This is a genomic window from Paracoccus tibetensis (genome assembly GCF_900102505.1).
Taxonomy (GTDB): Bacteria; Pseudomonadota; Alphaproteobacteria; order Rhodobacterales; family Rhodobacteraceae; genus Paracoccus; species Paracoccus tibetensis.
On record NZ_FMVT01000003.1, the window covers coordinates 264,747 to 286,558 of the forward strand.

Below are 21,812 nucleotides of genomic sequence, written 5' to 3' on the forward strand. Positions count from 1 at the left end.
CGGCCGCCGTCGGCGTCAGTCCGTGCCCTGGAAGCGCGCCGTGAACCGCGCCATCTCGCGCGGCTCGGGGCGACTGCCCGTGTAGATCTCGACATAGGTCGGGATGCGGGCGAGGCGGGTTTTCAGGTCCTCGCGCGCCTGCATCGAGATGTAGCCGATCTGGACAAGATAGACCGTCCGCGCCCGGACATCGGCCTCGCCCGGTTCGTGCCCCCAGTGCCGCATCATCGCCGTCAGCGCCGACAGCCGCGCGGCATCCGCCGCCTGCACCCGGCGCGCCACGTCCTGATCCTGCAGCGCCCAGCTGCGGATCGCAAATTCAAGCCGCGAGTCGAACGTGTCCTTCGACAGGAAGCAGCCGATCACGTTCAGCATCGCCTCGGCCTGCGTCTCGGCATAGTGGCGCGTCGCCGCGACCAGCGGCTCGGTCGTGCGGGCGGCCCATCCGTCCAGTAGCGCGGCCAGCAGCGCCTCGCGGTCGTCGAAGAACCAGTAGAAGCTGGTCCGCGACAGGCCCAGCTGCCGCGCGAGCGGCATGATCTTCACGGCGTCGACGCCGCTCTCGATCAGGGCCGTGTAGCCCGCCTCCAGCCAGCCGTCTCGGGAGCCTCGCCATCCGCTTGCGGGCAGGGATTGTTCGGTCATGCCGCAACGATAGGCGGCACGCCCAGCAGCCGCAAAGGAAATGTGCGCCTGAGGTGAGTCTCTGGACAGCCGCGTAAGTCTATCTTGACAGGTATGAACATTCTTCGTCTTCTGGTCGAGGTTCCACAGACAGGCAGACCTTCATGGCGCACGATCCGCTTTTGCAGCCCTTCCAACTGAAGCACCTGACCCTCCGCAACCGGATCATGATCACCAGCCACGAGCCCGCCTATCCCGAGGACGGGATGCCCAAGGGGCGCTACCGGGCCTATCACGCCGAGCGGGCGAAGGCCGGGGTCGCGCTGACGATGACCGCCGGTTCGGCGGCGGTCTCGCGCGACAGCCCGCAGGTCTTCAACAACATCCTCGCCTGGAAGGACGAGGTCGTGGGCTGGATGAAGCAGCTGGTGGACGAGTGCCACGACCACGGGGCGGCGGTGATGATCCAGCTGACCCACCTGGGCCGGCGCACCCGGTGGGACAAGGGCGACTGGCTGCCCGTGCTGGCCCCCAGCCACGAGCGCGAGGCCGCGCACCGGGCCTTTCCCAAGCGGCTGGAGGACTGGGACATCGCCCGCATCAAGGCCGACTTCGCCGACGCCGCCGAGCGCATGAAGGCCGCCGGCGTCGACGGGATCGAGCTGGAGGCCTACGGCCACCTGCTCGAGCAGTTCTGGTCGCCCCTGACCAACGATCTCGAGGCGCCCTATGGCGGCGACCTTCAGAACCGGCTGCGCTTCACGATGGAGGTGCTGGGCGCGATCCGCGAGCGCTGCGGGCCGGACTTCATCGTCGGGCTGCGCTACACGGGCGACCAGGTCCTGCCCGGCGGCATGACCGAGGACGAGGGCTTCCGCGTCTCGCAGATGCTCAAGGACAGCGGGCTGGTCGATTTCCTGAACGTGGTGCGCGGCCATATCGACACGGATGCGGGCTTGACCGACGTCATCCCCGTGCAGGGAATGCGCAACGCCCCGCATCTGGACTTCGCCGGCCAGATCCGCCGCGCGACGGGCTTTCCTACCTTCCATGCCGCCAAGATCCCGGACGTGGCGACGGCGCGCCACGCCATCGCGTCGGGCCTTCTGGACATGGTGGGGATGACGCGGGCGCACATGGCCGACCCGCATCTGGTCCGCAAGGTGATCGAGGGGCGCGAGGACGACATCCGGCCCTGCGTCGGCGCGAACTACTGTCTGGACCGCATCTACCAGGGCGGCATGGCCTTCTGCCTGCACAACGCGGCCACGGGGCGCGAGGAGACGATGCCGCACGACATCCCGCCCGCGCCGGCGCCGCGCCGCGTGACCATCGTCGGCGCCGGTCCAGCGGGGCTGGAGGCCGCCCGCGTCGCGGCCGAGCGCGGCCACCGCGTCACCGTCTTCGAGGCGGCCGACCGGCCCGGCGGGCAGATCCGCCTGACCGCCCAGCAGGAGCGGCGGCGCGAGATGATCTCGATCATCTCCTGGCGGATGGCGATGTGCGAGAAGCACGGCGTCACCTTCCACTTCAACCGCTTCGCCGAGGCAGGCGACGTCCTGGCGAGCGATCCCGACGAGGTCGTCATCGCCACCGGCGGGCTGCCCCATACCGAGGTGCTGGCAAAGGGGAACGAGCTGGTCTGCTCGGCCTGGGACATCCTGTCGGGCGACGTGAAGCCCGGCGCGAACGTCCTGATCTTCGACGACGCGGGCGATCATGCCGCGCTGCAGGCCGCCGATCTCATCGCCGCGACGGGGGCGGCGGTCGAGATCGCGACCCCCGACCGCAGCTTCGCGCCCGAGGTCATGGCGATGAACCTCGTGCCCTACATGCGCAGCCTCCAGCGGCGGGACGTGACCTTCACCGTGACCTGGCGGCTCATGTCCGTGGTGCGCGAGGGCAACCAGCTGCGGGCGACGCTTGGCAGCGATTATGGCGACATGACGCGGCAGCGGCTGGTCGATCAGGTCGTGGTGAACCACGGCACGCGCCCGTTGGACGATCTGTATTTCGAGCTGAAGCCGCTGTCGAGGAACCTGGGCGAGGTCGATTACGAGGCCCTGGTGGCGGGGGACGCGCAGCGCCTGTCCCGCCAGCCCGAGGCCGGCTTTCGGCTGTGGCGGATCGGGGACGCGGTGGCGGCCCGCAACACCCATGCCGCCATCTTCGATGCCCTGCGGCTGGTCAAGGATCTCTGAGGCGCGGCGGCCGGGTGGCAGGCATGCGGCTGCAGCACTGGCCGGCCCCATCAAATAAATGTTAGAAGGACGTTCCAATGCCTGCACAAATGCGGACCCCGGCCGGGTGCATGGCGGCGGGACACCAGGAGGCCAAGATGTCGCGCCCGCATGCGGGCGCGCGAGACCACCGCAACCACGTTTGAACGCAAGGAGGGTCGTGTGGACCTGAAGCCACCCCTGACGCAACTCGACATCCCAACCACCGACGGCGGCTTCTACGATGGCTTCACGCGCACCGTGGCCGTGTCGGGGAAGATCATCATCGGGGCGCTCATCTTCTGGGCCGTCGCCTTCCCCCAGAACGCGGGCAACCTTCTGAACGCGATCAACGAGGCGATCCTGGCGACCTTCAACTACTGGTATGTCTGGACCAGCGCGTTCTTCGTGGTGCTGTGCCTGCTGCTGGCGCTGATCCCCGCCTCGAGGCGGATGCGCCTCGGCGAGCCGGAGGACCGGCCCGAATTCACCAACTTCTCGTGGTTCTCGATGATGTTCGGCGCAGGGGTCGGGGTGGGCATGCTGACCTACTCGACCGGCGAGCCGATCTCGCATTTCCAGACCAACCCGGCCGTGATCCAGGGCCTGATCGCGGGCTCCTCGGCCGAGACGGTGCGTCCGGCCTATGAGTGGTCGTTTCTCCACTGGGGCCTGACGCCCTGGGCCTGCTACGCGCTGACGGGCCTCGCGCTGGCCTATTTCTCGTATCGCCGCGGCCTGCCGCTGACGATCCGATCGGGGCTGACATCGCTCTTCGGCTCACGGCTCGAGGGGCCGCTCGGGCATGTCGTGGACATCGTGGCCGTGGTGGCGACGGTTCTGGGCGTGTCGCAGACGCTCGGCTACGGGGTCGAGCAGTTCGTCGCCGGCGTGGCGCGGGTCAGCGGCGGCGCCTGGCTGCTGAACGACGACAGCACCGCCTCGGCCGCCGCGGTCATCACCGCGCTGGTGGTCATCGTCGGCGCCTCCACGCTGTCGGCCATGTCCGGCGTCGGCCGCGGGATCAAGTGGCTCTCGAACATCAACACGGGCCTCAGCATCTTCGTGCTGCTGTTCTTCCTGATCTTCGGGGCGACGCTGTTCAGCCTGCAGGCGCTGTTCGTGGGCATCTGGGACTACCTGACGACGCTGCCCTGGAAGCTGACCACCGTCTGGAGCGCTGACGGCACCGAAAGCGGGAACGAACTGGCCGCCTGGCAGGGCAGCTGGACCATCTTCTACTGGGCCTGGTGGATCGCCTTCGCCCCCTTCGTCGGTCTGTTCCTCGCCCGCATCTCCAAGGGCCGCACGATCCGCGAATACATCCTTGGCGCGATGATCGTGCCCTCGGCGGTCTGCTTCACCTGGTTCGCCCTGGTCGGCGGCACCGCGATCAGCCTTGAGCTGACGGGCCAGGCGCAGGGCGCGATCGTCGGCACCGGCCTGTCCGACCAGCTTTACGCGACGCTGGCGGTGATGCTGCCTGCCGGGCTGGCGACCCTGATGTCGGCCGTGGTCGTGGTGCTTCTGTTGACCTACCTCGTCACGTCGGTCGACTCGGCCGTCCTCATCATCAACACGATCAACGCGGCCGGCGACGAGGGGCCGAAGGCGCGCCCGCACATCCTGTTCTGGGGCGTGGCCCTGGCGCTGGTCGTCGGCGCCCTGCTGATCGTGGGCGGCCTGTCGGCCATCCAGACGGCGATGATCGTCGGGGCGCTGCCCTTCTCCTTCGTGATGATGCTGATGGGGCTGTCGCTGGTCAAGGCGATCATCATGGACAACCTGCGCAAGCAGGCCGACGTGCCGCGCACCGTCGGCACGATCAACTGAGCGAAGGCCGCAGCCCCGCGTGCCGGGGCTGCGCCGATTCCGCGGGCAACAGTCCCAAGGCGAATGACATCAGGACGCGACATCGCTGGCGCGCCGCCGCCCGGCAGGGCAGGACAGGGCAAGGCCGCTGGAGAAGGGTGACCGGGGGATGCAGAACGATCCGCGAAGCCACGGGCTATGGGAGACGAGCGCCCCCGAAGCTCCCCGGACCGCCGCGCTGGCCGAGGAAACGCGCGCCGAGGTCCTCGTCATCGGCGGGGGCTATACCGGCCTGTCGACCGCGCTGCACTTGGCCGAGTGCGGCGCCGATGTTGTCCTCCTCGAGGCGGTCGAGATCGGCTTCGGCGGCGCGGGCCGCAATGTCGGTCTGGTCAACGCCGGCATGTGGGTGATGCCCGACAGTCTGGTCCAGACCCTGGGGGCCGAGGACGGCGAGCGACTGATCGCCTTCCTCGGCGAAGGACCCGCCCATGTCTGGGAGATCATCGAACGCTACCGGATCGACTGCCAGGCCTCGCAGACCGGCACGCTGCACCTCGCCGCGCACAGGACCGGCCTTGCTGAGCTGGTCCAGCGCCACGCGCAATGGTCCCGGCGCGGCGCGCCGGTCGCGCTGCTGGACCCCGAGGCGACGGCGCAGCGGGTCGGAAGCCCTCGCTATCACGGCGCGCTCTTCGACAGCCGCGCGGGGACGATCCAGCCGCTGGCCTACGCGCGGGGCCTTGCGCGGGCCGCCATCGGGTGCGGAGCCCGCATCTTCACCGGATCGCCGGCCGTCGCCATGCAGCCGCAGGACGGGATGTGGCGGGTCGCGACGCCGAAAGGCGCCGTGATCGCGCGGCAGGTCGTCTTCGCGACCGACGCCTACACCCGGCACCTGATGCCCCAGATCCTGACCCAGCAGGTCTTCCTTCCCTATTTCAACCTCGCCACCGCGCCCCTGCCTGGGGAAATCGCGCGCATGATCCTGCCGGGCCGCGAGGGTGCCTGGGACACGCGCGAGGTGCTGACCTCGTTCCGGTTGGACCGTGAAAACCGGCTGGTCTTCGGCTCGGTCGGCGCGCTGCGCCATGGCGGGCAGGCGGTCCACCGGGCCTGGGCGCGGCGGGCGCTGAAACGGATCTTCCCCCAGCTCGGCCCCGTCGACTTCGCGGCCGAATGGTTCGGCAACATCGGCATGACCGCCGACAGCCTGCCCCGCTTCCACCAGCTGGCCGAGGGCGTCGTCAGCTTCTGCGGCTATAACGGCCGGGGCATCGCGCCCGGCACCGCCTTCGGCCGCGCGCTGGCCGGCTGGCTCATGGGCGCGAATGCCGCGCTGCCCCTGCGCCCCTCTGTCCCGAAGCCCGTCCAGCTGCGCGGGTTGCGAAGCGCCTGGTACGAGGCGGGGGCGCAGGCCTTTCACCTGATCGACGCGCGCCGCTAGTCCCGCCTGCGGCCGACCTGGGTGCCGCTCCACCCTCGGAAGGCCGCGGCGACCGGGTCCGAGGCGCGCGCGTCCGCATCGCGCGCGTTTCATTCCGAACGTCATGCTGTATGCGGATGAGCCAGACCGATGGAAAGATCAGGCGGGACGTGATGCCGACCCGAAAAGCCGCGCCCGCCGGCATGCGCGCCGCCCCGAACGAAACGAAAGGAACGACCCGATGATTGACGCCCGCGACATGGACCTGAAGACCGCCGCCCGCACCGTTCTTGACCGCCTCGGCGCCGACACCGCCGCGCTGGACGGCGGCAGCATGGCCAGCTTCTCGCCCGTGACGGGCGAGCAGATCGCCGCCCTTGCCGAACATTCCGCCGCCGAGGTGACCGCGGCCATCGACCGCGCCGCGGCGGCCTTCCGCAGCTGGCGCAACGTGCCGGCCCCGCGCCGGGGCGAGCTGGTGCGCCTTCTGGGCGAGGAGCTGCGCGCGGCCAAGGACGATCTCGGCCGCCTGGTGTCCATCGAGGCGGGCAAGAGCCCGTCCGAGGGCGCCGGCGAGGTGCAGGAGATGATCGACATCTGCGATTTCGCCGTCGGCCTGTCGCGCCAGCTCTACGGGCTGACCATCGCGACCGAGCGTCCCGGCCACCGGATGATGGAAACCTGGCATCCGCTCGGCGTCGTCGGCGTCATCTCGGCCTTCAACTTCCCCGTCGCGGTCTGGTCGTGGAACACGGCGCTGGCGCTGGTCTGCGGTAACCCCGTCGTCTGGAAGCCCTCCGAGAAGACCCCGCTGACCGCGCTCGCCTGCCAGGCGATCCTCGACCGGGCGATCGCCCGCTTCGGCGACGCGCCCGCGGCGCTGAGCCAGGTCGTCATCGGCGGCCGCGAGACCGGCGAGGCGCTGGTGGACGATCCGCGCGTGGCCCTCGTCTCGGCCACCGGCTCGACCCGGATGGGCCGGCAGGTCGGCCCGCGCGTGGCGGCGCGCTTCGGCCGCTCGATCCTCGAGCTGGGCGGCAACAACGCGGGCATCGTTTGCCCTTCGGCCGATCTGGACATGGCGCTGCGGGCCATCGCCTTCGGCGCGATGGGCACGGCCGGGCAGCGCTGCACCACGATGCGGCGGCTCTTCGTGCATGACGGCGTCTACGACCAGCTGGTCCCCCGGCTGATCAAGGCCTACGGCTCGGTCTCGGTCGGCAACCCGCTGACCTCGCGGGCGCTGGTCGGCCCGCTGGTGGACGGCCAGGCCTTCGCGGCGATGCAGGCGGCGCTGGAGGCCGCCAAGGCCGCGGGCGGCACCGTCCATGGCGGCGCCCGCGTCACCGACGCCGCGCCCGAGGCGGCCTTCTACGTCAAGCCCGCGCTGGTCGAGATGCCCGCGCAGACCGGACCCGTGCTGGAGGAGACCTTCGCGCCGATCCTCTACGTCATGCGCTACAGCGACTTCGGAAGCGTGATCGAGCAGCACAACGCGGTCGGCGCGGGCCTCTCCTCGTCCATCTTTACGACCGACCTGCGCGAGAGCGAGGCGTTCCTGTCGGCGTCGGGCTCGGACTGCGGCATCGCCAACGTCAACATCGGCACCTCGGGCGCCGAGATCGGCGGCGCCTTCGGCGGCGAGAAGGAGACCGGCGGCGGGCGCGAAAGCGGCTCGGACGCGTGGAAGGCCTACATGCGCCGCGCCACCAACACGATCAACTACTCGCGCGATCTGCCGCTGGCGCAGGGCGTCGTCTTCGACATCTGAGGGCGCCGGTCGAGACGCCCGGCCATATCCTGCGGGGCAGGGCGCGCGGCAGCGCCCTCGCCCCGCGATGAAGCGGGCGATCCGGGACAGGTTCCGCCGCGAGACTGGGCGCGACTGTCGCCAGGCGAGGTGACGGCGGGGGCAAAGCCAAGGCTCTTGCCGTCGCTGCCTTGCCGACCGCGGGCCGTACAGTGATCGTCGCGCGTGAATGCGGGATGTTTGAGTTTTCGATGAAGGGGGATAGTGCCCAGGAATGGCGACTATCGAGGCGATCCAGGACGGATCATCTGGTCGGAGCGAGAGGATTCGAACCTCCGACCCCCTGCTCCCGAAGCAGGTGCGCTACCAGGCTGCGCTACGCTCCGACCGTAGGACGGGCAGGTAGCGGATGCGCCTGGCGGATGCAAGCCCCGTCAGCGGCGGTGCGGCCACAATCTTTGCAGCACCGCCGATTTGGGCGCCGTCACAGTCTCGGCCCGCAGCCGCGCCGTGGTGGCGGGGCGGTTTGCCGAGACGCCGCGGCTCTCGCGCCAGACGATGTAGATGCCCGAGCCGATGATGATCCCCGCGCCGATCGCCGTCGGCAGGTCCAGCGCCTCGCCGAAGAGGAACCAGCCATAGGCCATCGCCCAGAGGATCTGGGAATACTGCATCGGCGCCACGATCGCCGCCTCGCCCGTCCGGTAGGCCTGGATCACCAGTACCGCCCCGCCGAGGCCGAGCGTCGCGATCACCCCCGTCAGAGCCAGGTCGGCCAGGGCCATCGGCTCGTAGGCCAGCGACAGCGCCGCGCCGGTGGCCAGGAAGTTGCCCAGCATCGGCCACATCAGCAGCACCATCGGGCGCTCGCGCCGGCCGAGGCGGCGGATGATGACCGCCGCCATGGCGCTGGCGACGGCGCCCGCCATTGCCGCCAGGTGGCCGGGCTGAAGCTCCTGTCCGCCGGGGCGCAGGACGATCAGCACGCCCGACAGGCCGACGATCACCGCGGCCCAGCGGTGCAGCCCCACCTTCTCGCCCAGAAGCGGGATCGAGAGGATGGTGATCAAGAGCGGCGTGGTGAAGAGGATCGCGTAGACCTGCGCCAGGGGCAGGGTCGAGAAGGCGTAAAAGCCCCCCATGCCGGCGATGACCGCGCAGACGGTCCGCAGGATCACCCAGCCGAAGTTGCTGGGGCGCAGCGTGCCGGGCTGGGGGTCGCGCATCAGCACCACCACCACCAGCGGGAAGGACAGGAGCGAGGCGAAGAACAGGATCTGCAGCGCCGGGTAGGTTTCGCCCAGCGCCTTGATGATCACGTCATGCGTCGCGTAAAGGCCCATCCCGGCCAGTTGCAGGAGCGCGCCCTTGACGTTGCCGGTCAGGGCCAATCAGGCCTCCGCCGCCAGCGCGGCGACGATCCTGTCGCCCATCTCCGCGGTGCTGACGGGCGTGCCCCCATCCGGCCCCATCAGGTCGGCGGTGCGCACGCCCTCGGCCAGCACCCGCTCGACCGCGGCCTCCAGCGCGTCGGCGGCCGCGCCCTCGCCGAAGGAATAGCGCAGCGCCATCGCGAAGCTGAGGATGCAGGCGATAGGGTTGGCCTTTCCCTGACCCGCGATGTCGGGGGCCGAGCCATGCACCGGCTCGTACATCGCGCGCGGCCGGCCATTCGCCATCGGCGCGCCGAGGCTGGCCGAGGGCAGCATCCCGAGGCTTCCGGTCAGCATCGCGGCCGCGTCGGACAGCAGGTCGCCGAAGAGGTTGTCGGTCAGGATCACGTCGAACTGGCGCGGCTGGCGGACCAGCTGCATCAGCCCGTTGTCGGCATACATGTGGGTCAGCTCGACATCGGGGAACTCGTTGTCATGGACCCACTGGGTCTCCTCGCGCCAGAGGATGCCCGATTCCATCACGTTGGCCTTCTCCATCGAGCAGACCTTGCCGCGGCGCTTCTTCGCCAGCTCGAAGGCCGAGCGCGCCACGCGCCGGATCTCTCCGCTGGTGTAGCGCTGGGTGTTGATCCCCACGCGGCCGCCCTCGTTGTCGCCGTTGTCGTCCGCGTGAATGCCCCGCGGCTCGCCGAAATAGACGCCCGAGGTCAGCTCGCGCACGATCAGGATGTCGAGGCCGGCGACGACCTCGCGCTTCAGGGACGAGAAGTCGGCCAGCGCGTCGAAGCACTGCGCCGGGCGCAGGTTCGCGAAGAGGTCCAGCTCCTTCCTCAGCCGCAGCAGCCCGCGCTCGGGCTTCACGGCGAAGTCGAGGACGTCGTATTTCGGCCCGCCCACGGCGCCCAGCAGCACCGCGTCCACCGCCTGTGCCTTCGCCATGGTCGCGTCCGTCAGGGGCACGCCATGGGCGTCGTAGGCCGCCCCGCCGACCAGGTCCTGCGTGACGTCGAAGGCCATGCCGCGATGGGCGCCGAGCCAGTCGATCACCTTGACGACCTCGGCCATGACCTCGGGGCCGATCCCGTCGCCGGGCAGGATGAGAAGCGAGTAACGGTCTGACATGAACCCTCCTTGTCGGCGCCGCCGCAGGCGCGCCTTTCGGGTTAGACGCCGCCTGCCGAAGGGTCAAGCCGGCCCGCTCACGAGGGTTTGCCTTGCGCCGGGCGCCGGGCGGGGCGAGGCTGCGGCCCGATATGCAGCCAAGCGAGCTTAGGGAGAACCCGATGAAGACCTGGCAGGCGAATGCGAAGGGCGCGCTGGCGGCGCTGGCGCTGATGACGGCGGCACCCGCCGCGATGGCGCAGGATGCGGGCGCGGTTCCCGGCGACCGGCTGGTCGTCCCGCTGCCCGACGTCTCGACCCTGTCCGAGGAGGAGGCGCGCGACCTGACGCGCCAGGTGGCCGAGGCCAACGTCATCAGCGACAACTGCCCCGCGTGGGAGGCGACGGATGGCGAGTGGCAGCTGCTGAACGGCACCTCGGACGCGCTGACCGCGCGGCTCGGCCTCGATCCCCTGGCCTATGACCGCGAGTTCTTCCGCCCCGCCTACAACCTCCTGGACGAGAGCGGCGCCTGCGAGACCCACGGCCCCCAGGTCGCCTCCCTGGTCGAGCGGCTGGTCGCGATGGGCGGCGACACCCGCCCCGCCGCCGAGCTGGCCGAGGAGGCCGCCGCAGAGGGCGCTGCCACTGATGCCGCGGCCGATCCCGCAGCCGAGGCCGACGCCCCGGACGCCGCCGAGCCCGAGGCCCCGGCCGAATAACCGCCTGCCGGGAATTTGCACGTCTTGCAGCTTCCGCTCCGCTGTCGCAGCTTGCGCGGCGGGAACGGAGGTCCATGAATGCCCGCAGTCTCGGCCGGAATCGTCAGCCTCGTGCTGGCCTATGTGCTCAGCCAGTTCTACCGCGCCTTCCTGGCCGTCATGGCCCCCGTGCTGCAGGCCGACATCGGCGCGAGCCCGGGCGATCTGGCGCTGTCCTCGGGCCTGTGGTTCATCGCCTTCGCGCTCATGCAGATTCCCGTCGGCGGCTGGCTCGACCGCTTCGGCCCCCGCCGCACCGTCGCCTGGATGCTGGCGCTCGGCGGGGCAGGGGGCGCGGCCGTCTTCGCGCTGGCCAGCCAGCCCTGGCACCTGCACCTCTCGCTCAGTCTTCTGGGGATCGGCTGCGCGCCGGCGCTGATGGGCTCCTACTACATCATCGCGCGCAACTACCCGGCCGCGCGCTTCGGCACGCTGGCGGGTGCCGTGGTGGGCTTCGGCTCGCTCGGCAACATCCTGGGCGCGGCGCCCCTGGTGGGCGCGGCCGAGGCCTTCGGCTGGCGCCCGACCATGTGGGGCCTCGCCGTCATCACCCTTGCCGTCGCCGCGCTGATCGGCGGCACGGTCCGCGACCCCGACCGCCTCTCGGCGGACAGTCCCCAAGGCACCTTTTCCGAGATCCTGCGCCTCAGGGCCCTGTGGTTCATCCTGCCGCTCTTCGCCGTGAACTACGCGGCCTCGGGCGCGATCCGCGGCCTCTGGGCGGGGCCGTGGCTGGCCGACGTGCTGGACGCCGACGCCCGCACCATCGGCAATGTCGCGCTGGCGATGGGCCTTGCGATGGTCGTCGGCAACTTCCTCGTCGGCCCGGCCGCGCGGCTTCTGGGCGGGCTGCGCCGCACCATCCTGATCTTCACCGCCGCGACCTGCGCCGTTCTCGCCGCCATGTGGCTGATTCCGCAGCCCTCGCTCGGGACGGCGACGCTGCTGCTGGCGCTGGTCGGCCTGTCGGGCGCGGCCTATCCGCTGCTGATGGCGCATGGCCGGTCCTTCCTGCCGCCGCATCTGGTGGGGCGCGGCGTCACCTTCCTCAACATGTTCTCGATCGGCGGGGTCGGCGCGATGCAGTTCGCCTCGCGCCCTGTCTTTGAGGCCAGCCAGTCCGCCTATCCCGCGCCGCAGGCCTATGCGATGCTGTGGCTGTTCTTCCTGATCCCGCTGGTGATCGGCCTCGTTCTCTACTTCCGCACGCCCGAGGCGAAACATGCCTGAAGCCCTCGCCGATCCGCTGGTCGTCGCCCCGAACCTCAAGCGCCGCCTGTCGGGCGTGACGGCGACCGTCGTGCGGCTGATCCCCATCCAGGCGCGGATGATCCCCATCGCCGCGACCGGCCCCGGCCTGCCGCCCGAGGTTCCGCACATCCCGCTGCTGCGCGCCGCGCGCCTGCCGCGCACCCGCTGGCGCGTCTGGCACGCCCGCCGCAACACCGAGATGGCACTGGGACTGTTCTTCCGCCATGTCCTGCGGCGGCGCTACAAGCTGCTCTTCACCTCAGCCGCGCAGCGCCGCCACACCGGCTTCACCCGCTGGCTGATCGGGCAGCAGGACGCGCTAGTCGCCACCTCGCCGCAGGCCGCCTCCTACCTCGACCGCCCGGCCGAGGTGATCCTGCACGGCGTCGACACCACCATCTTCCACCCGCCGCCCGATCGCGCGGCCCTCCGGCGCGAGCTGGGCCTCGACCCGGATGCCATCCTCATCGGCTGCTTCGGCCGCATCCGCGCCCAGAAGGGCATCGACCTGCTGGTCGAGGCCGGCCTCGTCCTCTTGCGCAGCCGCCCCAAGGTCCAGATCCTGATGACCGGCCGCATCACCCCGGACCAACGCACCTTCGCCGACGAGCAACTCGCCAAGATCGCCGCCGCCGGCCTCGACGCCCGCATCCGCTTCCTCGGCGAGCTGCCCTGGAGCGAGGTCGTTCGCCACTACCAAGCGCTCGACCTCTTCGCCGCCCCCGCCCGCTGGGAGGGCTTCGGCCTCACCCCGCTTGAGGCGATGGCCTGCGGCGTCCCCACCGTCGCCGCCCGCGTCGGCGCCTACGAGACGCTCATCAAGGACGGCACGACCGGCACACTGATCCCCCCCGGGGACGCCCCCGCCCTGACCGCCGCCCTCGCCCATTGGCTTGACGACGCCCCCGCCCGCGCCGAGGCCGGCCGCGCCGCCCGCGCCCATGTGGCGGCCAGCCACGCCATCGAGGGCGAGGCCGAGGCGCTGGTCGCCCTCTACCGCCGCCTTCTGGCATGAACCGCGCCGGCTTCCTTCTCGCGCGCACGCTGCGGCGCGAGGCGCCGCTGGCCGCGCTGTCCGTTCCGCAGGCAGAGCTGCTGGCGGCGCTTGCCGGCCGCCATGTCGCGCTGGTCGGCAATGCCCGCGCGCTGGGCGAGGCGCGGCACGGCGCCCGGATCGACGCCGCCGACTTGGTGATCCGCATCAACCGCGCGCCCATGCCGGGCGCGCAAAGCCACGGCACCCGCACCGACTGGCTGGGCCTTGCGACCAGCCTGCCGCCGGCCGACCGCGCCCGCCTCGGTCCCGGCCGCATCCTGTGGATGTCGCCCAAGCGCAAGCGGCTGGACTGGCAGACGGCGCGCGGTCCCGGCTTCTACCTCCACCCGCTGCCCGACATCGCCGCCCTGGGCGCGCAGCTCGGCGCGCCACCCACCACCGGCGCGATGCTGATCGATCTCTGCCTCAGGGCGCCGCTGGCGTCGCTGACGCTCTACGGCTTCGACTTCTTCGCCAGCCTTTCGCTCTCGGGCCGCCGCGCCGCCGCGGACGTGCCGCATGACTTCGGCGCCGAGGCCGCATGGGTGCAGGAACTCCTCGCGCGCGATCCGCGCCTCGTCTGGCAGCGCTGAGGGCGCAACGTGCGCAAGCGGTGCACATCCGGTGCACGCGCGGTGCACTGCCCGTGCATGGCCGGTGCGGCCGTTTTTCCAGCAGATGCTGGCCCGGGCGCGCCGGCCCGCCCGCCGCCGCCCCGCGGTGCACCTGCGCAACGCGCGCTGGCGTTGCGGGCGGCTATGCGGTAAACGCGCCCGACCGCAGGAAAAGGAGTCCCCCCGGATGGGCTACAAAGTCGTCGTCGCCGGCGCCACGGGCAATGTGGGCCGCGAAATGCTGAATATCCTGGACGAGCGCCAGTTCCCGGTGGACGAGATCGCCGTTCTGGCCTCGCGCCGCAGCCAGGGAACCGAGGTCAGCTTCGGCGACAGAACGCTGAAGATCCAGGACATCGAGCAGTTCGACTTTGCCGAATGGGACATCGCCCTCTTCGCCATCGGCTCGGACGCGACCAAGATCCACGCCCCCCGCGCCGCCAAGGCCGGCTGCGTCGTGATCGACAACTCGTCGCTCTACCGCTACGACCCGCAGATCCCGCTGATCGTGCCCGAGGTGAACCCCGAGGCGATCCACGACTACAAGAACAAGATGATCATCGCGAACCCCAACTGCTCGACCGCGCAGATGGTGGTGGCGCTGAAGCCGCTGCACGACCGTGCCCGCATCAAGCGCGTGGTTGTCTCAACCTATCAATCGGTTAGCGGCGCCGGCAAGGAAGGCATGGACGAGCTTTGGGACCAGACCAAGGGCATGTATGTCCCCGGTCAGGAGAAGCCGGCCAAGAAGTTCCAGAAGCAAATCGCCTTCAACGTCATTCCCCAGATCGACGTCTTCATGGAAGACGGCACGACCAAGGAGGAATGGAAGATGGTGGTCGAAACCAAGAAAATCATCGACCCCTCGATCAAGGTCACCGCGACCTGCGTGCGCGTGCCGGTCTTCGTCGGCCATTCCGAGTCGATCAACATCGAGTTCGAGGATTTCCTCGACGAGGACGAGGCCCGCGACATCCTGCGCGAGGCGCCGGGCGTCATGGTCGTCGACAAGCGCGAGCCCGGCGGCTACACGACGCCCGTCGAATGCGTGGGCGATTTCGCGACCTTCATCAGCCGCATCCGCCAGGATTCCACGGTCGAGAACGGGTTGAACCTGTGGTGCGTCAGCGACAACCTGCGCAAAGGCGCGGCCCTCAACGCCGTCCAGATCGCCGAGCTTCTGGGCAACCGCGTCCTCAAGAAAGGCTGATCGGCCAGAGACTTGCTAAAAGGCGGCCCTCGGGCCGCCTTTTTTCATGGCCCTACAGCGTCACCCACCGCGCGCCGCGTTCCTCGGCCTGCAGCAGCGTGCCCTCGGTGATGTCATGGACCACCCCGTGCAGCGACAGATCACCCGACTCGACCGCCTTCTCGACGAAGGGAAAGGTCATCAGGTTGCGGATCGAGACCAGCACCGCCTCGCGCTCGAGCGCGCTCACCTGCTCTTCCACGGGCAGGTCCTTCACCCGCTCGTAGCCCGGCCGCAGGATGTCCATCCAGCGCCCGACGAAGCTGGTCTGCTCCTCCAGTTCGGGCGCATGGCCCGAACACATCGCGTGGCAGCCCTGCACCCCGCCGCAGAGCGTGTGGCCCATCACGATCAGATGCGCGACCTTCAGCGCCGTGACCGCGAACTCGATCGCGGCCGAGGTCCCGTGCTGCAGCCCGTCCGGCGCGTAGGGCGGCACGAGGCTCGCGATGTTGCGATGGATGAAGAACTCGCCCGAATCCGCTCCGAAGAGGCTGGTCACATGCACCCGGCTGTCGCAGCACGAGATCACCATCGCCCGCGGCCGCTGTCCCTCCAGCGCCAAGCGGCGGTACCAGGCGCGGTTCTCGGAATGCGAGGTCGCCTTCCAGCCCTGGTAGCGCTTGACCAGGTATTGCGGCAGCGGAGCCAGTTCGTACATGCGTATACCTCCTGTTGCCGCAGGTGTTAGGCCGTCATTGCCGCAAATTCGAGCCTTTTCTTCACCCCGCCCTCAAGCCTTTTTTCACCCGCCTCGCGCATCTTCGCCCTCGTGTGGGGACACAAATGTTGGAGGTGCAAATGGCACAAGTCACGGCCCTGGCCGTATCCGAGCCCGTTCGCGTCGATGGTCGACGCGTGGGGGACATCATTTCCGAACTGGGCGAGGGGCCGGCGCAGCACGTCATCGGCCTGGCGCTCGAACAGCTGGCGGCGGCCCTGGGCGCGGTCGAGCAGGCGCTGCGCGAGAATGACCGCGCCGCCGCCTGCGGCCATGCCGAGCGGATGTCGCGGCTCGCCTGGCAGATCGGGCTCCTGTCGCTGGCCGGCGTCGCCATGGACCTCGGCAGCTGCATCGAGCGTGGGGACGAGCCCGCCATCGCGGCGATCCGGGCCCGGCTGATGCGCGTCGGCAACCGCTCGCTGACCGAGATCTGGGAAGGGCCCGGCATCAACTGAGCCCGGCCGGGCTTGCGGGCGCCGTCGCAGCTTGTAGGCTGCGCGGGCATCTGACGGAGCCCGGACATGACGCCTGAATTCGCCGCAGCCTCGGACAGCGCCCGCCCGCTCTGGCTGGTCTGGAAGGACGACGCGCTGCCGCCCGAGGCCGGCGACTGGCCCGCGCAATGCGGCTTTTCGGCCAAGCCGGGCGAGATCTGCCTGCTGCCGGACGGGGCGGGCGCGCTGTCGGGCGCGATCATGGGCCTTGGTGCGCGCAGCGAGGCTGGGCGCAGCCGCTTCGCGCTCGCCCGCGCGCAGGCGCTGCCGAAGGGCGATTGGCGCCTCGCCGCCCTTCCGGAGGGGCTCGATCCGGACGAGGCCGCGCTCGGCTGGCTCTTCGGCCAGTACCGCTTCACCCGCTACAAGGGCGGGCCGAGCGACGGCCCGCACCTCGTCTGCCCCGAGGGGGCGGATGCGGACCGCCTGCTGGCCATCGCCCGCGCCGAGTTCCTGACCCGCGACCTGATCAACACGCCGGCCAGCGACATGGGCCCCGCGCAGCTGGAAGCGGCCGCCCGGACGCTGGCGGACCGCATCGGCGCCCGGATCGAGGTCACGACCGGCGAGGCGCTGCTCCAGCAGAACCTGCCGCTGATCCACGCGGTCGGCCGCGCCGCGGCCGAGGCTCCGCGCCTGATCGACATCCGCCTCGGGGACGAGGGCGCGCTGCTGGCGATCGTCGGCAAGGGGGTCTGCTTCGACACAGGCGGGCTGAACCTCAAGCCTGGCGCATCGATGGCGCTGATGAAGAAGGACATGGGCGGCGCCGCGACCGCGCTCGGGCTTCTGGCGATGCTGGCGGACACCGGCGCGGCCAAGGGGCTGCGCCTCCGCGTCCTGATCCCGGCGGTCGAGAACAGCGTGGCCGGCAACGCCTTCCGGCCGGGCGACGTGTTGACCAGCCGCAAGGGCTTGAGCGTCGAGGTGAACAACACCGATGCCGAGGGGCGGCTGGTCCTGGCCGACGCGATGGCCTTGGCCGCCGAGGAGGCGCCTGAGCTGATGATCTCGCTGGCGACGCTGACCGGCGCGGCCCGCGTGGCGCTCGGCCCCGACATCCCGCCCTTCTACTGCGACGACGAGCCGACCGCGGCCGCCCTGCAGGAGGCCGCAATGCGCGTCGCCGACCCGCTCTGGCGGATGCCCTTCTGGCAGCCCTACGAGCCGCAGATCGAACCCGCCATCGCCGATCTCGACAACGCCCCCGCGGGCGGCATGGCAGGCTCCATTACCGCCGCCCTCTTCCTGCGCCGCTTTGCCCAGGGCGCCGCGCGCTACGCCCATCTCGACATCTACGGCTGGCAGCCGGCCGCCGCGCCCGGCCGGCCCAAGGGCGGCGTCGGGCAGGGCGCCCGCGCGATCCTGGCCGCGCTGCCGCGGATCCTGCCTTGACGATGGACCGCCGCCTCACCCCCGCCACCGACCGCGTCGCGCACGAGCGCCTGCGCGGCCTGATCGACCGCCCCGCCTTCACCGCCGGCCATCTCGCGCGGCTCGCGGTGCCGCTGGCCGATCTCCTGACCGCGCCCGACGGCCGCCGCGACCGCCAGCTGCTCTTCGGCGCCGAGGTCACCGTGATCGAGACGCGCGGCGCCCACAGCTTCATCGAGGCCGCCCCCGACGGCTATTGCGGATGGGTGCAAAGCGCCGCGCTGAGCGCCGAGCGCCCCGCCATCACCCACCGCGTCAGCGCCCCGGCGACGCATCTCTACCCCGCGCCGGACATGAAGCAGCCCGAGATCGCCAGCCTCTCGCTCGGCGCGCGCCTCGCCGTCACGGCCATCTCGGGCCGCTTCGCCAGCCTGGCGACCGGCGGCCATGTGCCGCTCCAGCACATCTCGGACGCGCCCGCCACGGACCCGGTCGCCGTGGCGGAAAGCCTGCTCGGCACGCCCTATCTCTGGGGCGGCAACAGCCGGTCCGGCATCGACTGCTCGGGCCTCGTGCAGGCGGCGCTCACCGCCTGCGGCAAGGCCTGCCCCGGCGACAGCGATCTGCAGCGCGCCGCCTTCCCCGCGACCCCGACGATCCGGCGCGGCGATCTGCTGTTCTGGCCCGGCCATGTCGCGCTCGCCGCCTCGGAAACGCTGATGATCCACGCCACCGCCTTCGCCATGGCGGTCATCTGGGAGCCGATCCCGGACGCCATCGCGCGCATCGAGGCCGCCGGCGAGGGGCCGTTCCTCGGCGCGCACCGCCCCTGACATCTTCTGTGCCCAAATATCCCGGGGGAGTCGCCGTCAGGCGGCGGGGGCAGCGCCCCTTCTGCTAGAGGTTGAAGACCCGCTCCGGCTGGACCGTTCCGCCCTGGTAACGGCCGATGCAGACCGGCCCCGCCGCGTCCGCGACCCAGACCAGCTCGCCCCAATCGGCGCCGGTGGTCACCTCGCCCGGATTGCCGTTGCGGATGCGGATCGCCCCTTCCGGCGTCGCGCGCAGCATCGGCAGGTCGGCAAGCCCCGTCTCCAGCGGCTTCAGCTGCGCCTCCAGCCAGTCCTGCGCCTCCCGATCCACGCGGGCGAACTCGACCCCGTCGGCCGCCTCGAAGGGCCCGGACCAGGTCCGGCGCAGATGCGCGACATGGCCGAGGCAGCCCAGCTCGCGCCCGAGATCCCGCGCGATCGAGCGCACGTAGCCGCCCTTGCCGCAGACCATCTCCAGCCGCGCCCATCCCTCGCCCGTCTCGAGCAGCTTCAGGCTGTCGACCCAGAGCGGGCGGGCCGCCAGCTCCATCTCGACCCCCTCGCGCGCCAGGTCATAGGCGCGCTCGCCGTCGACCTTGACGGCCGAGAAGGCGGGCGGCACCTGCATGATCTCGCCGGTGAAGCCCGCCAGCGCCGCTTCGATGGCGGCGGCGGTCGGGCGCAGCTCGGAGGTCCGGACGACCTCGCCCGAGGCGTCGTCGGTGCTCGTCTCGGCGCCCCAGGTCACCTTGAAGTCGTAGCATTTCAGCGCGTTGGTCACGATCGGCACGGTCTTCGTCGCCTCGCCGAGCGCCACGGCCAGCACCCCCGTCGCATCCGGGTCCAGCGTGCCGGCATGGCCGGCCTTCTTCGCGTCCAGCGCCCACCGGACCTTGGCGACCACGGCCGTCGAGGTGACGCCCGCCGGCTTGTCGACGATCAGCCAGCCGTTGATGTCGCGACCCTTCTTGCGGCCCATGTCGCACCTTTATCTTCAGGAAAGCGGCGGCATAGCGGCGCCGCCCGGCCGGGTCAACACTCAGCCGCCCTGGCCGACCAGCCCGATGATCGGGCCCATGCTGCGGCCGAAATCCGCCCGCCCGACCGACGGCGCGTAGAGCCGCGAGATCGAGCCGTCGAAATAGAGCGCCTCGCGCACGCCCAGACCGTCGCGGAAGAAGCGGCCGAACTCGTGGAAGGTCACCGGCCGGTCCGAGATGGCGAACCAGGCCGTCTGCCCGTCCGGCGAGACGCCGACGCCGTTACGGATGTAGCGGCTGGTCGAATCGGGCAGGAAGCGCGGATGCAGCTCGCCCTCGATCACCAGCATGGGGCCGGACTGCGTCGCAAGGCGGCAATCCGGGCGCGTCGCCGCGAAGCTGCGGCTCTCGACCACCTGGAAGGGCCGGTCGCCGCCGGTGCAGAAGACGCCGTTCGGCAGCATCCCGAAATTGTCGCGGCTGCCGCCGGTGACGATGGGCGACAGCTCCTGCCCGTCGATGACCAGAAGGCCGACCGGCCGGAAGCCCGGATGGAACATGCCTGCGTTCATCGCGAAGCCCAGAGCCTCGCCCTCGTCCAGCATCCGGCGCACGTTGTTGAAGTTCCGCAGGGGCACGCCGTCGCTGCCGTCCATCCACAGCCGCAGCGCCGGCTCCTGCGCGGCCTCGACCTCGCAGAGGACATAGCCCTGCCCGTCATGCTGGACCCGCTCGCAGGCGGCGGCAGCGGCGGGCAGGGCCAGCGCCACCAGCGCGCCCAGGATCACCCCGAGCCGGCAGCCCCAGTCACCTGCCATCGTCGTCACCGGCCATCGTCGTCCCGGTCCTCGCGCTGCGCCCCGTCTTGCGCGCCGTCCTCGGCATCCTCGCCCGCTGCAACGTCGCGGCGGACCTGCTCGTTCTCGAACAGGCGGCGGGTGTGGTCCAGCCGGTCGAAGGTCTCGTCCAGCTGGAAGCGCAGCTGCGGCGCGTATTTCAGCGTCATCGCCTTGGCGACATGGTGGCGCAGCTCGGGCGTGTTGCGGCGCAGCGCTGCCAGCGCCTCTTCCGCGCCTTGACCGCCGAGCGGCAGGACGAAGGCCGTGGCCACCTTCAGGTCGGTCGAGGTCCGCACCTCGCCCACCGTGATCGAGTGGCGGTTCAGCTCGGGGTCGTGGACGTCGCCGCGCAGCAGCACGTCGGACAGGGTGCGGCGGATCAGCTCGCCCACGCGAAGCTGGCGCTGCGAGGGGCCGGAGCCTTGGGAATTGCGGTTCTGTGCCATGTCGCCCGATGTAGGGGGTCGCGGCCCGCGCCGCAACGGGATATGACGCGGCAAGGCCAGCAGGGGTGGGTGATGAGCGATCTTCAAAGCAGCGACATGCCGCAGCGGCCGGGTGTGGTCATCGCCGGCGCCTCCGGGCGCATGGGCCAGATGCTGATCCGCCTGGTGCTGGAGGAGGGCGGGCTGCGCCTCGTGGGCGCGCTGGAGCGGCCGGGCCATCTTTGGATCGGCCGCGACGCCGGGGCCTGCGTCGGCGCGCCCGAGGCGGGCGTTCCGGTGACGGACGACGCGGTGACGGCCATCGCGCAGGCGCAGGCGGTGATCGACTTCACCGCGCCCGAGGCGACGCTGGCCCTGGCCGAGCTGACCGCCCAGGCCCGCGCCGTCCATGTCATCGGCACGACCGGCCTTGACGAGACGCATCTGGCCGCGCTCAAGGCCGCCGCGCGCCACGCCCCGATCATCCGGGCCGGGAACATGAGCCTCGGCGTCAATCTTCTTGTCGGCCTGACCCGCCGCGTCGCCGCCGCGCTCGGCGAGGACTGGGACATCGAGGTGGTCGAGGCCCATCACCGCCACAAGGTCGACGCCCCCTCGGGCACCGCGCTGATGCTGGGCGAGGCCGCCGCCGAGGGCCGGGGCGCGACGCTCGCGGACCTGCGGACGCCGGCCCGCGAGGGGATCACAGGCGCGCGGCAAGCCGGCAGCATCGGCTTCTCGGCCATCCGCGGCGGCGACGTGGTGGGCGAGCATGACGTGATCTTTGCAGGCGCGGGCGAGCGGATCGTGCTGCGCCACCTCGCCACCGACCGCGCGATCTTCGCCCGCGGCGCCCTGCGCGCCGCCCTCTGGGGCCAGGACAAGGGGCCGGGCGAATACGACATGGCCGACGTGCTGGGACTTTGA

General features: G+C 70.8%; 20 protein-coding genes and 1 tRNA gene. 13 read left to right on the forward strand and 8 right to left on the reverse strand.

Annotated features, from left to right (window positions below; all coding sequences use genetic code 11):
• Nucleotides 1–15 precede the first annotated feature (15 nt).
• Nucleotides 16–645, reverse strand: coding sequence for a TetR/AcrR family transcriptional regulator (locus BLP73_RS05760; protein ID WP_090741197.1), 630 nt, complete (start codon nucleotides 643–645; stop codon nucleotides 16–18).
• A gap of 143 nt (nucleotides 646–788) precedes the next feature.
• Here BLP73_RS05760 and hpbA point away from each other — a divergent pair, with 143 nt between their 5' ends.
• The 4 genes from hpbA (at nucleotide 789) to amaB (ending at nucleotide 7,852) form a co-directional block, all read left to right on the forward strand.
• Nucleotides 789–2,825, forward strand: a complete 2,037-nt coding sequence (gene hpbA / locus BLP73_RS05765) for an N-methyl-L-proline N-demethylase HpbA (RefSeq protein WP_090741199.1) — start codon at nucleotides 789–791, stop codon at nucleotides 2,823–2,825.
• Between the two features lie 201 nt (nucleotides 2,826–3,026).
• Complete coding sequence (locus BLP73_RS05770) at nucleotides 3,027–4,676, forward strand: BCCT family transporter (RefSeq protein ID WP_090741201.1); 1,650 nt, start codon at nucleotides 3,027–3,029, stop codon at nucleotides 4,674–4,676.
• A gap of 148 nt (nucleotides 4,677–4,824) precedes the next feature.
• A complete protein-coding gene (locus BLP73_RS05775) occupies nucleotides 4,825–6,102 on the forward strand; it encodes an NAD(P)/FAD-dependent oxidoreductase (RefSeq protein WP_090741203.1) in 1,278 nt (425 codons plus the stop codon).
• Nucleotides 6,103–6,322: 220 nt separating this feature from the next.
• Nucleotides 6,323–7,852, forward strand: coding sequence for an L-piperidine-6-carboxylate dehydrogenase (amaB, locus tag BLP73_RS05780; protein WP_090741206.1), 1,530 nt, complete (start codon nucleotides 6,323–6,325; stop codon nucleotides 7,850–7,852).
• Between the two features lie 288 nt (nucleotides 7,853–8,140).
• Here amaB and BLP73_RS05785 read toward each other — a convergent pair.
• From BLP73_RS05785 to leuB, 3 genes are all read right to left on the reverse strand, one after another.
• Nucleotides 8,141–8,217 (reverse strand) — tRNA-Pro (locus tag BLP73_RS05785).
• 48 nt (nucleotides 8,218–8,265) lie between these two features.
• On the reverse strand, nucleotides 8,266–9,216 hold the full coding sequence (locus BLP73_RS05790; RefSeq protein WP_090741465.1) for a DMT family transporter: 951 nt from the start codon (nucleotides 9,214–9,216) through the stop codon (nucleotides 8,266–8,268).
• A gap of 6 nt (nucleotides 9,217–9,222) precedes the next feature.
• A complete protein-coding gene (leuB, locus tag BLP73_RS05795; RefSeq protein WP_090741208.1) occupies nucleotides 9,223–10,347 on the reverse strand; it encodes a 3-isopropylmalate dehydrogenase in 1,125 nt (374 codons plus the stop codon).
• A 161-nt stretch (nucleotides 10,348–10,508) separates the two neighbouring features.
• Between leuB and BLP73_RS05800 the strand changes: the two genes are divergently transcribed.
• From BLP73_RS05800 to BLP73_RS05820, 5 genes are all read left to right on the forward strand, one after another.
• Nucleotides 10,509–11,048 carry a hypothetical protein gene (locus BLP73_RS05800; protein WP_175453251.1) on the forward strand — a complete coding sequence of 180 codons (540 nt, stop codon included), beginning with the start codon at nucleotides 10,509–10,511 and terminating at the stop codon, nucleotides 11,046–11,048.
• A gap of 78 nt (nucleotides 11,049–11,126) precedes the next feature.
• Nucleotides 11,127–12,317: an MFS transporter gene (locus BLP73_RS05805; protein ID WP_090741210.1), complete on the forward strand. Its 1,191-nt coding sequence runs from the start codon at nucleotides 11,127–11,129 to the stop codon at nucleotides 12,315–12,317.
• The gene (locus tag BLP73_RS05810; RefSeq protein WP_090741212.1) at nucleotides 12,310–13,353 is read left to right on the forward strand and encodes a glycosyltransferase family 4 protein; all 1,044 of its coding nucleotides are present in this window, start codon (nucleotides 12,310–12,312) and stop codon (nucleotides 13,351–13,353) included. Before BLP73_RS05805 ends, BLP73_RS05810 begins: the two co-directional genes overlap by 8 nt.
• Complete coding sequence (locus tag BLP73_RS05815) at nucleotides 13,350–13,967, forward strand: glycosyltransferase family 29 protein (protein WP_090741215.1); 618 nt, start codon at nucleotides 13,350–13,352, stop codon at nucleotides 13,965–13,967. The genes BLP73_RS05810 and BLP73_RS05815 overlap by 4 nt, the downstream gene beginning before the upstream one ends.
• Nucleotides 13,968–14,175: 208 nt before the next feature.
• Nucleotides 14,176–15,198 (forward strand): aspartate-semialdehyde dehydrogenase, encoded by a 1,023-nt coding sequence (locus tag BLP73_RS05820; RefSeq protein ID WP_090741217.1) that lies wholly within the window; start codon nucleotides 14,176–14,178, stop codon nucleotides 15,196–15,198.
• 52 nt (nucleotides 15,199–15,250) lie between these two features.
• Here BLP73_RS05820 and BLP73_RS05825 read toward each other — a convergent pair whose 3' ends face one another.
• Entirely contained in the window at nucleotides 15,251–15,898 is a 648-nt protein-coding gene (locus BLP73_RS05825) for a carbonic anhydrase (protein ID WP_090741219.1), read from the reverse strand.
• Nucleotides 15,899–16,038: 140 nt separating this feature from the next.
• On the opposite strand from BLP73_RS05825, the gene BLP73_RS05830 reads away from it, so the two are divergent.
• The 3 genes from BLP73_RS05830 (at nucleotide 16,039) to BLP73_RS05840 (ending at nucleotide 18,662) form a co-directional block, all read left to right on the forward strand.
• Nucleotides 16,039–16,416, forward strand: a complete 378-nt coding sequence (locus BLP73_RS05830) for a hypothetical protein (RefSeq protein WP_245686562.1) — start codon at nucleotides 16,039–16,041, stop codon at nucleotides 16,414–16,416.
• Between the two features lie 66 nt (nucleotides 16,417–16,482).
• Entirely contained in the window at nucleotides 16,483–17,850 is a 1,368-nt protein-coding gene (locus BLP73_RS05835; RefSeq protein WP_090741222.1) for a leucyl aminopeptidase family protein, read from the forward strand.
• A 2-nt stretch (nucleotides 17,851–17,852) separates the two neighbouring features.
• Nucleotides 17,853–18,662 (forward strand): C40 family peptidase, encoded by an 810-nt coding sequence (locus tag BLP73_RS05840; RefSeq protein WP_090741223.1) that lies wholly within the window; start codon nucleotides 17,853–17,855, stop codon nucleotides 18,660–18,662.
• A 64-nt stretch (nucleotides 18,663–18,726) separates the two neighbouring features.
• On the opposite strand, the gene truB is transcribed toward BLP73_RS05840, so the two are convergent.
• The 3 genes from truB to rbfA are packed head-to-tail and all read right to left on the reverse strand — an operon-like array spanning nucleotide 18,727 to nucleotide 20,906.
• Entirely contained in the window at nucleotides 18,727–19,620 is an 894-nt protein-coding gene (gene truB, locus BLP73_RS05845; protein ID WP_090741225.1) for a tRNA pseudouridine(55) synthase TruB, read from the reverse strand.
• A gap of 60 nt (nucleotides 19,621–19,680) precedes the next feature.
• Nucleotides 19,681–20,439: a phosphodiester glycosidase family protein gene (locus BLP73_RS05850; RefSeq protein ID WP_090741228.1), complete on the reverse strand. Its 759-nt coding sequence runs from the start codon at nucleotides 20,437–20,439 to the stop codon at nucleotides 19,681–19,683.
• 5 nt (nucleotides 20,440–20,444) lie between these two features.
• Entirely contained in the window at nucleotides 20,445–20,906 is a 462-nt protein-coding gene (gene rbfA / locus BLP73_RS05855; protein WP_090741230.1) for a 30S ribosome-binding factor RbfA, read from the reverse strand.
• Nucleotides 20,907–21,002: 96 nt separating this feature from the next.
• Between rbfA and dapB the strand changes: the two genes are divergently transcribed.
• Complete coding sequence (gene dapB / locus BLP73_RS05860; RefSeq protein ID WP_090741471.1) at nucleotides 21,003–21,812, forward strand: 4-hydroxy-tetrahydrodipicolinate reductase; 810 nt, start codon at nucleotides 21,003–21,005, stop codon at nucleotides 21,810–21,812.

Excerpts from the sequence above, each read along its gene's own strand:
- BLP73_RS05760 (WP_090741197.1), bottom strand. The coding sequence starts at position 645 with ATGACCGAACAATCCCTGCCCGCAAGCGGATGGCGAGGCTCCCGAGAC.
- hpbA (WP_090741199.1), top strand. The coding sequence starts at position 789 with ATGGCGCACGATCCGCTTTTGCAGCCCTTCCAACTGAAGCACCTGACC.
- BLP73_RS05775 (WP_090741203.1), top strand. The coding sequence starts at position 4,825 with ATGCAGAACGATCCGCGAAGCCACGGGCTATGGGAGACGAGCGCCCCC.
- amaB (WP_090741206.1), top strand. The coding sequence starts at position 6,323 with ATGATTGACGCCCGCGACATGGACCTGAAGACCGCCGCCCGCACCGTT.
- leuB (WP_090741208.1), bottom strand. The coding sequence starts at position 10,347 with ATGTCAGACCGTTACTCGCTTCTCATCCTGCCCGGCGACGGGATCGGC.
- BLP73_RS05800 (WP_175453251.1), top strand. The coding sequence starts at position 10,509 with ATGAAGACCTGGCAGGCGAATGCGAAGGGCGCGCTGGCGGCGCTGGCG.
- BLP73_RS05805 (WP_090741210.1), top strand. The coding sequence starts at position 11,127 with ATGCCCGCAGTCTCGGCCGGAATCGTCAGCCTCGTGCTGGCCTATGTG.
- BLP73_RS05810 (WP_090741212.1), top strand. The coding sequence starts at position 12,310 with ATGCCTGAAGCCCTCGCCGATCCGCTGGTCGTCGCCCCGAACCTCAAG.
- BLP73_RS05815 (WP_090741215.1), top strand. The coding sequence starts at position 13,350 with ATGAACCGCGCCGGCTTCCTTCTCGCGCGCACGCTGCGGCGCGAGGCG.
- BLP73_RS05820 (WP_090741217.1), top strand. The coding sequence starts at position 14,176 with ATGGGCTACAAAGTCGTCGTCGCCGGCGCCACGGGCAATGTGGGCCGC.
- BLP73_RS05825 (WP_090741219.1), bottom strand. The coding sequence starts at position 15,898 with ATGTACGAACTGGCTCCGCTGCCGCAATACCTGGTCAAGCGCTACCAG.
- BLP73_RS05830 (WP_245686562.1), top strand. The coding sequence starts at position 16,039 with ATGGCACAAGTCACGGCCCTGGCCGTATCCGAGCCCGTTCGCGTCGAT.
- BLP73_RS05835 (WP_090741222.1), top strand. The coding sequence starts at position 16,483 with ATGACGCCTGAATTCGCCGCAGCCTCGGACAGCGCCCGCCCGCTCTGG.
- BLP73_RS05840 (WP_090741223.1), top strand. The coding sequence starts at position 17,853 with ATGGACCGCCGCCTCACCCCCGCCACCGACCGCGTCGCGCACGAGCGC.
- truB (WP_090741225.1), bottom strand. The coding sequence starts at position 19,620 with ATGGGCCGCAAGAAGGGTCGCGACATCAACGGCTGGCTGATCGTCGAC.
- BLP73_RS05850 (WP_090741228.1), bottom strand. The coding sequence starts at position 20,439 with ATGGCAGGTGACTGGGGCTGCCGGCTCGGGGTGATCCTGGGCGCGCTG.
- rbfA (WP_090741230.1), bottom strand. The coding sequence starts at position 20,906 with ATGGCACAGAACCGCAATTCCCAAGGCTCCGGCCCCTCGCAGCGCCAG.
- dapB (WP_090741471.1), top strand. The coding sequence starts at position 21,003 with ATGCCGCAGCGGCCGGGTGTGGTCATCGCCGGCGCCTCCGGGCGCATG.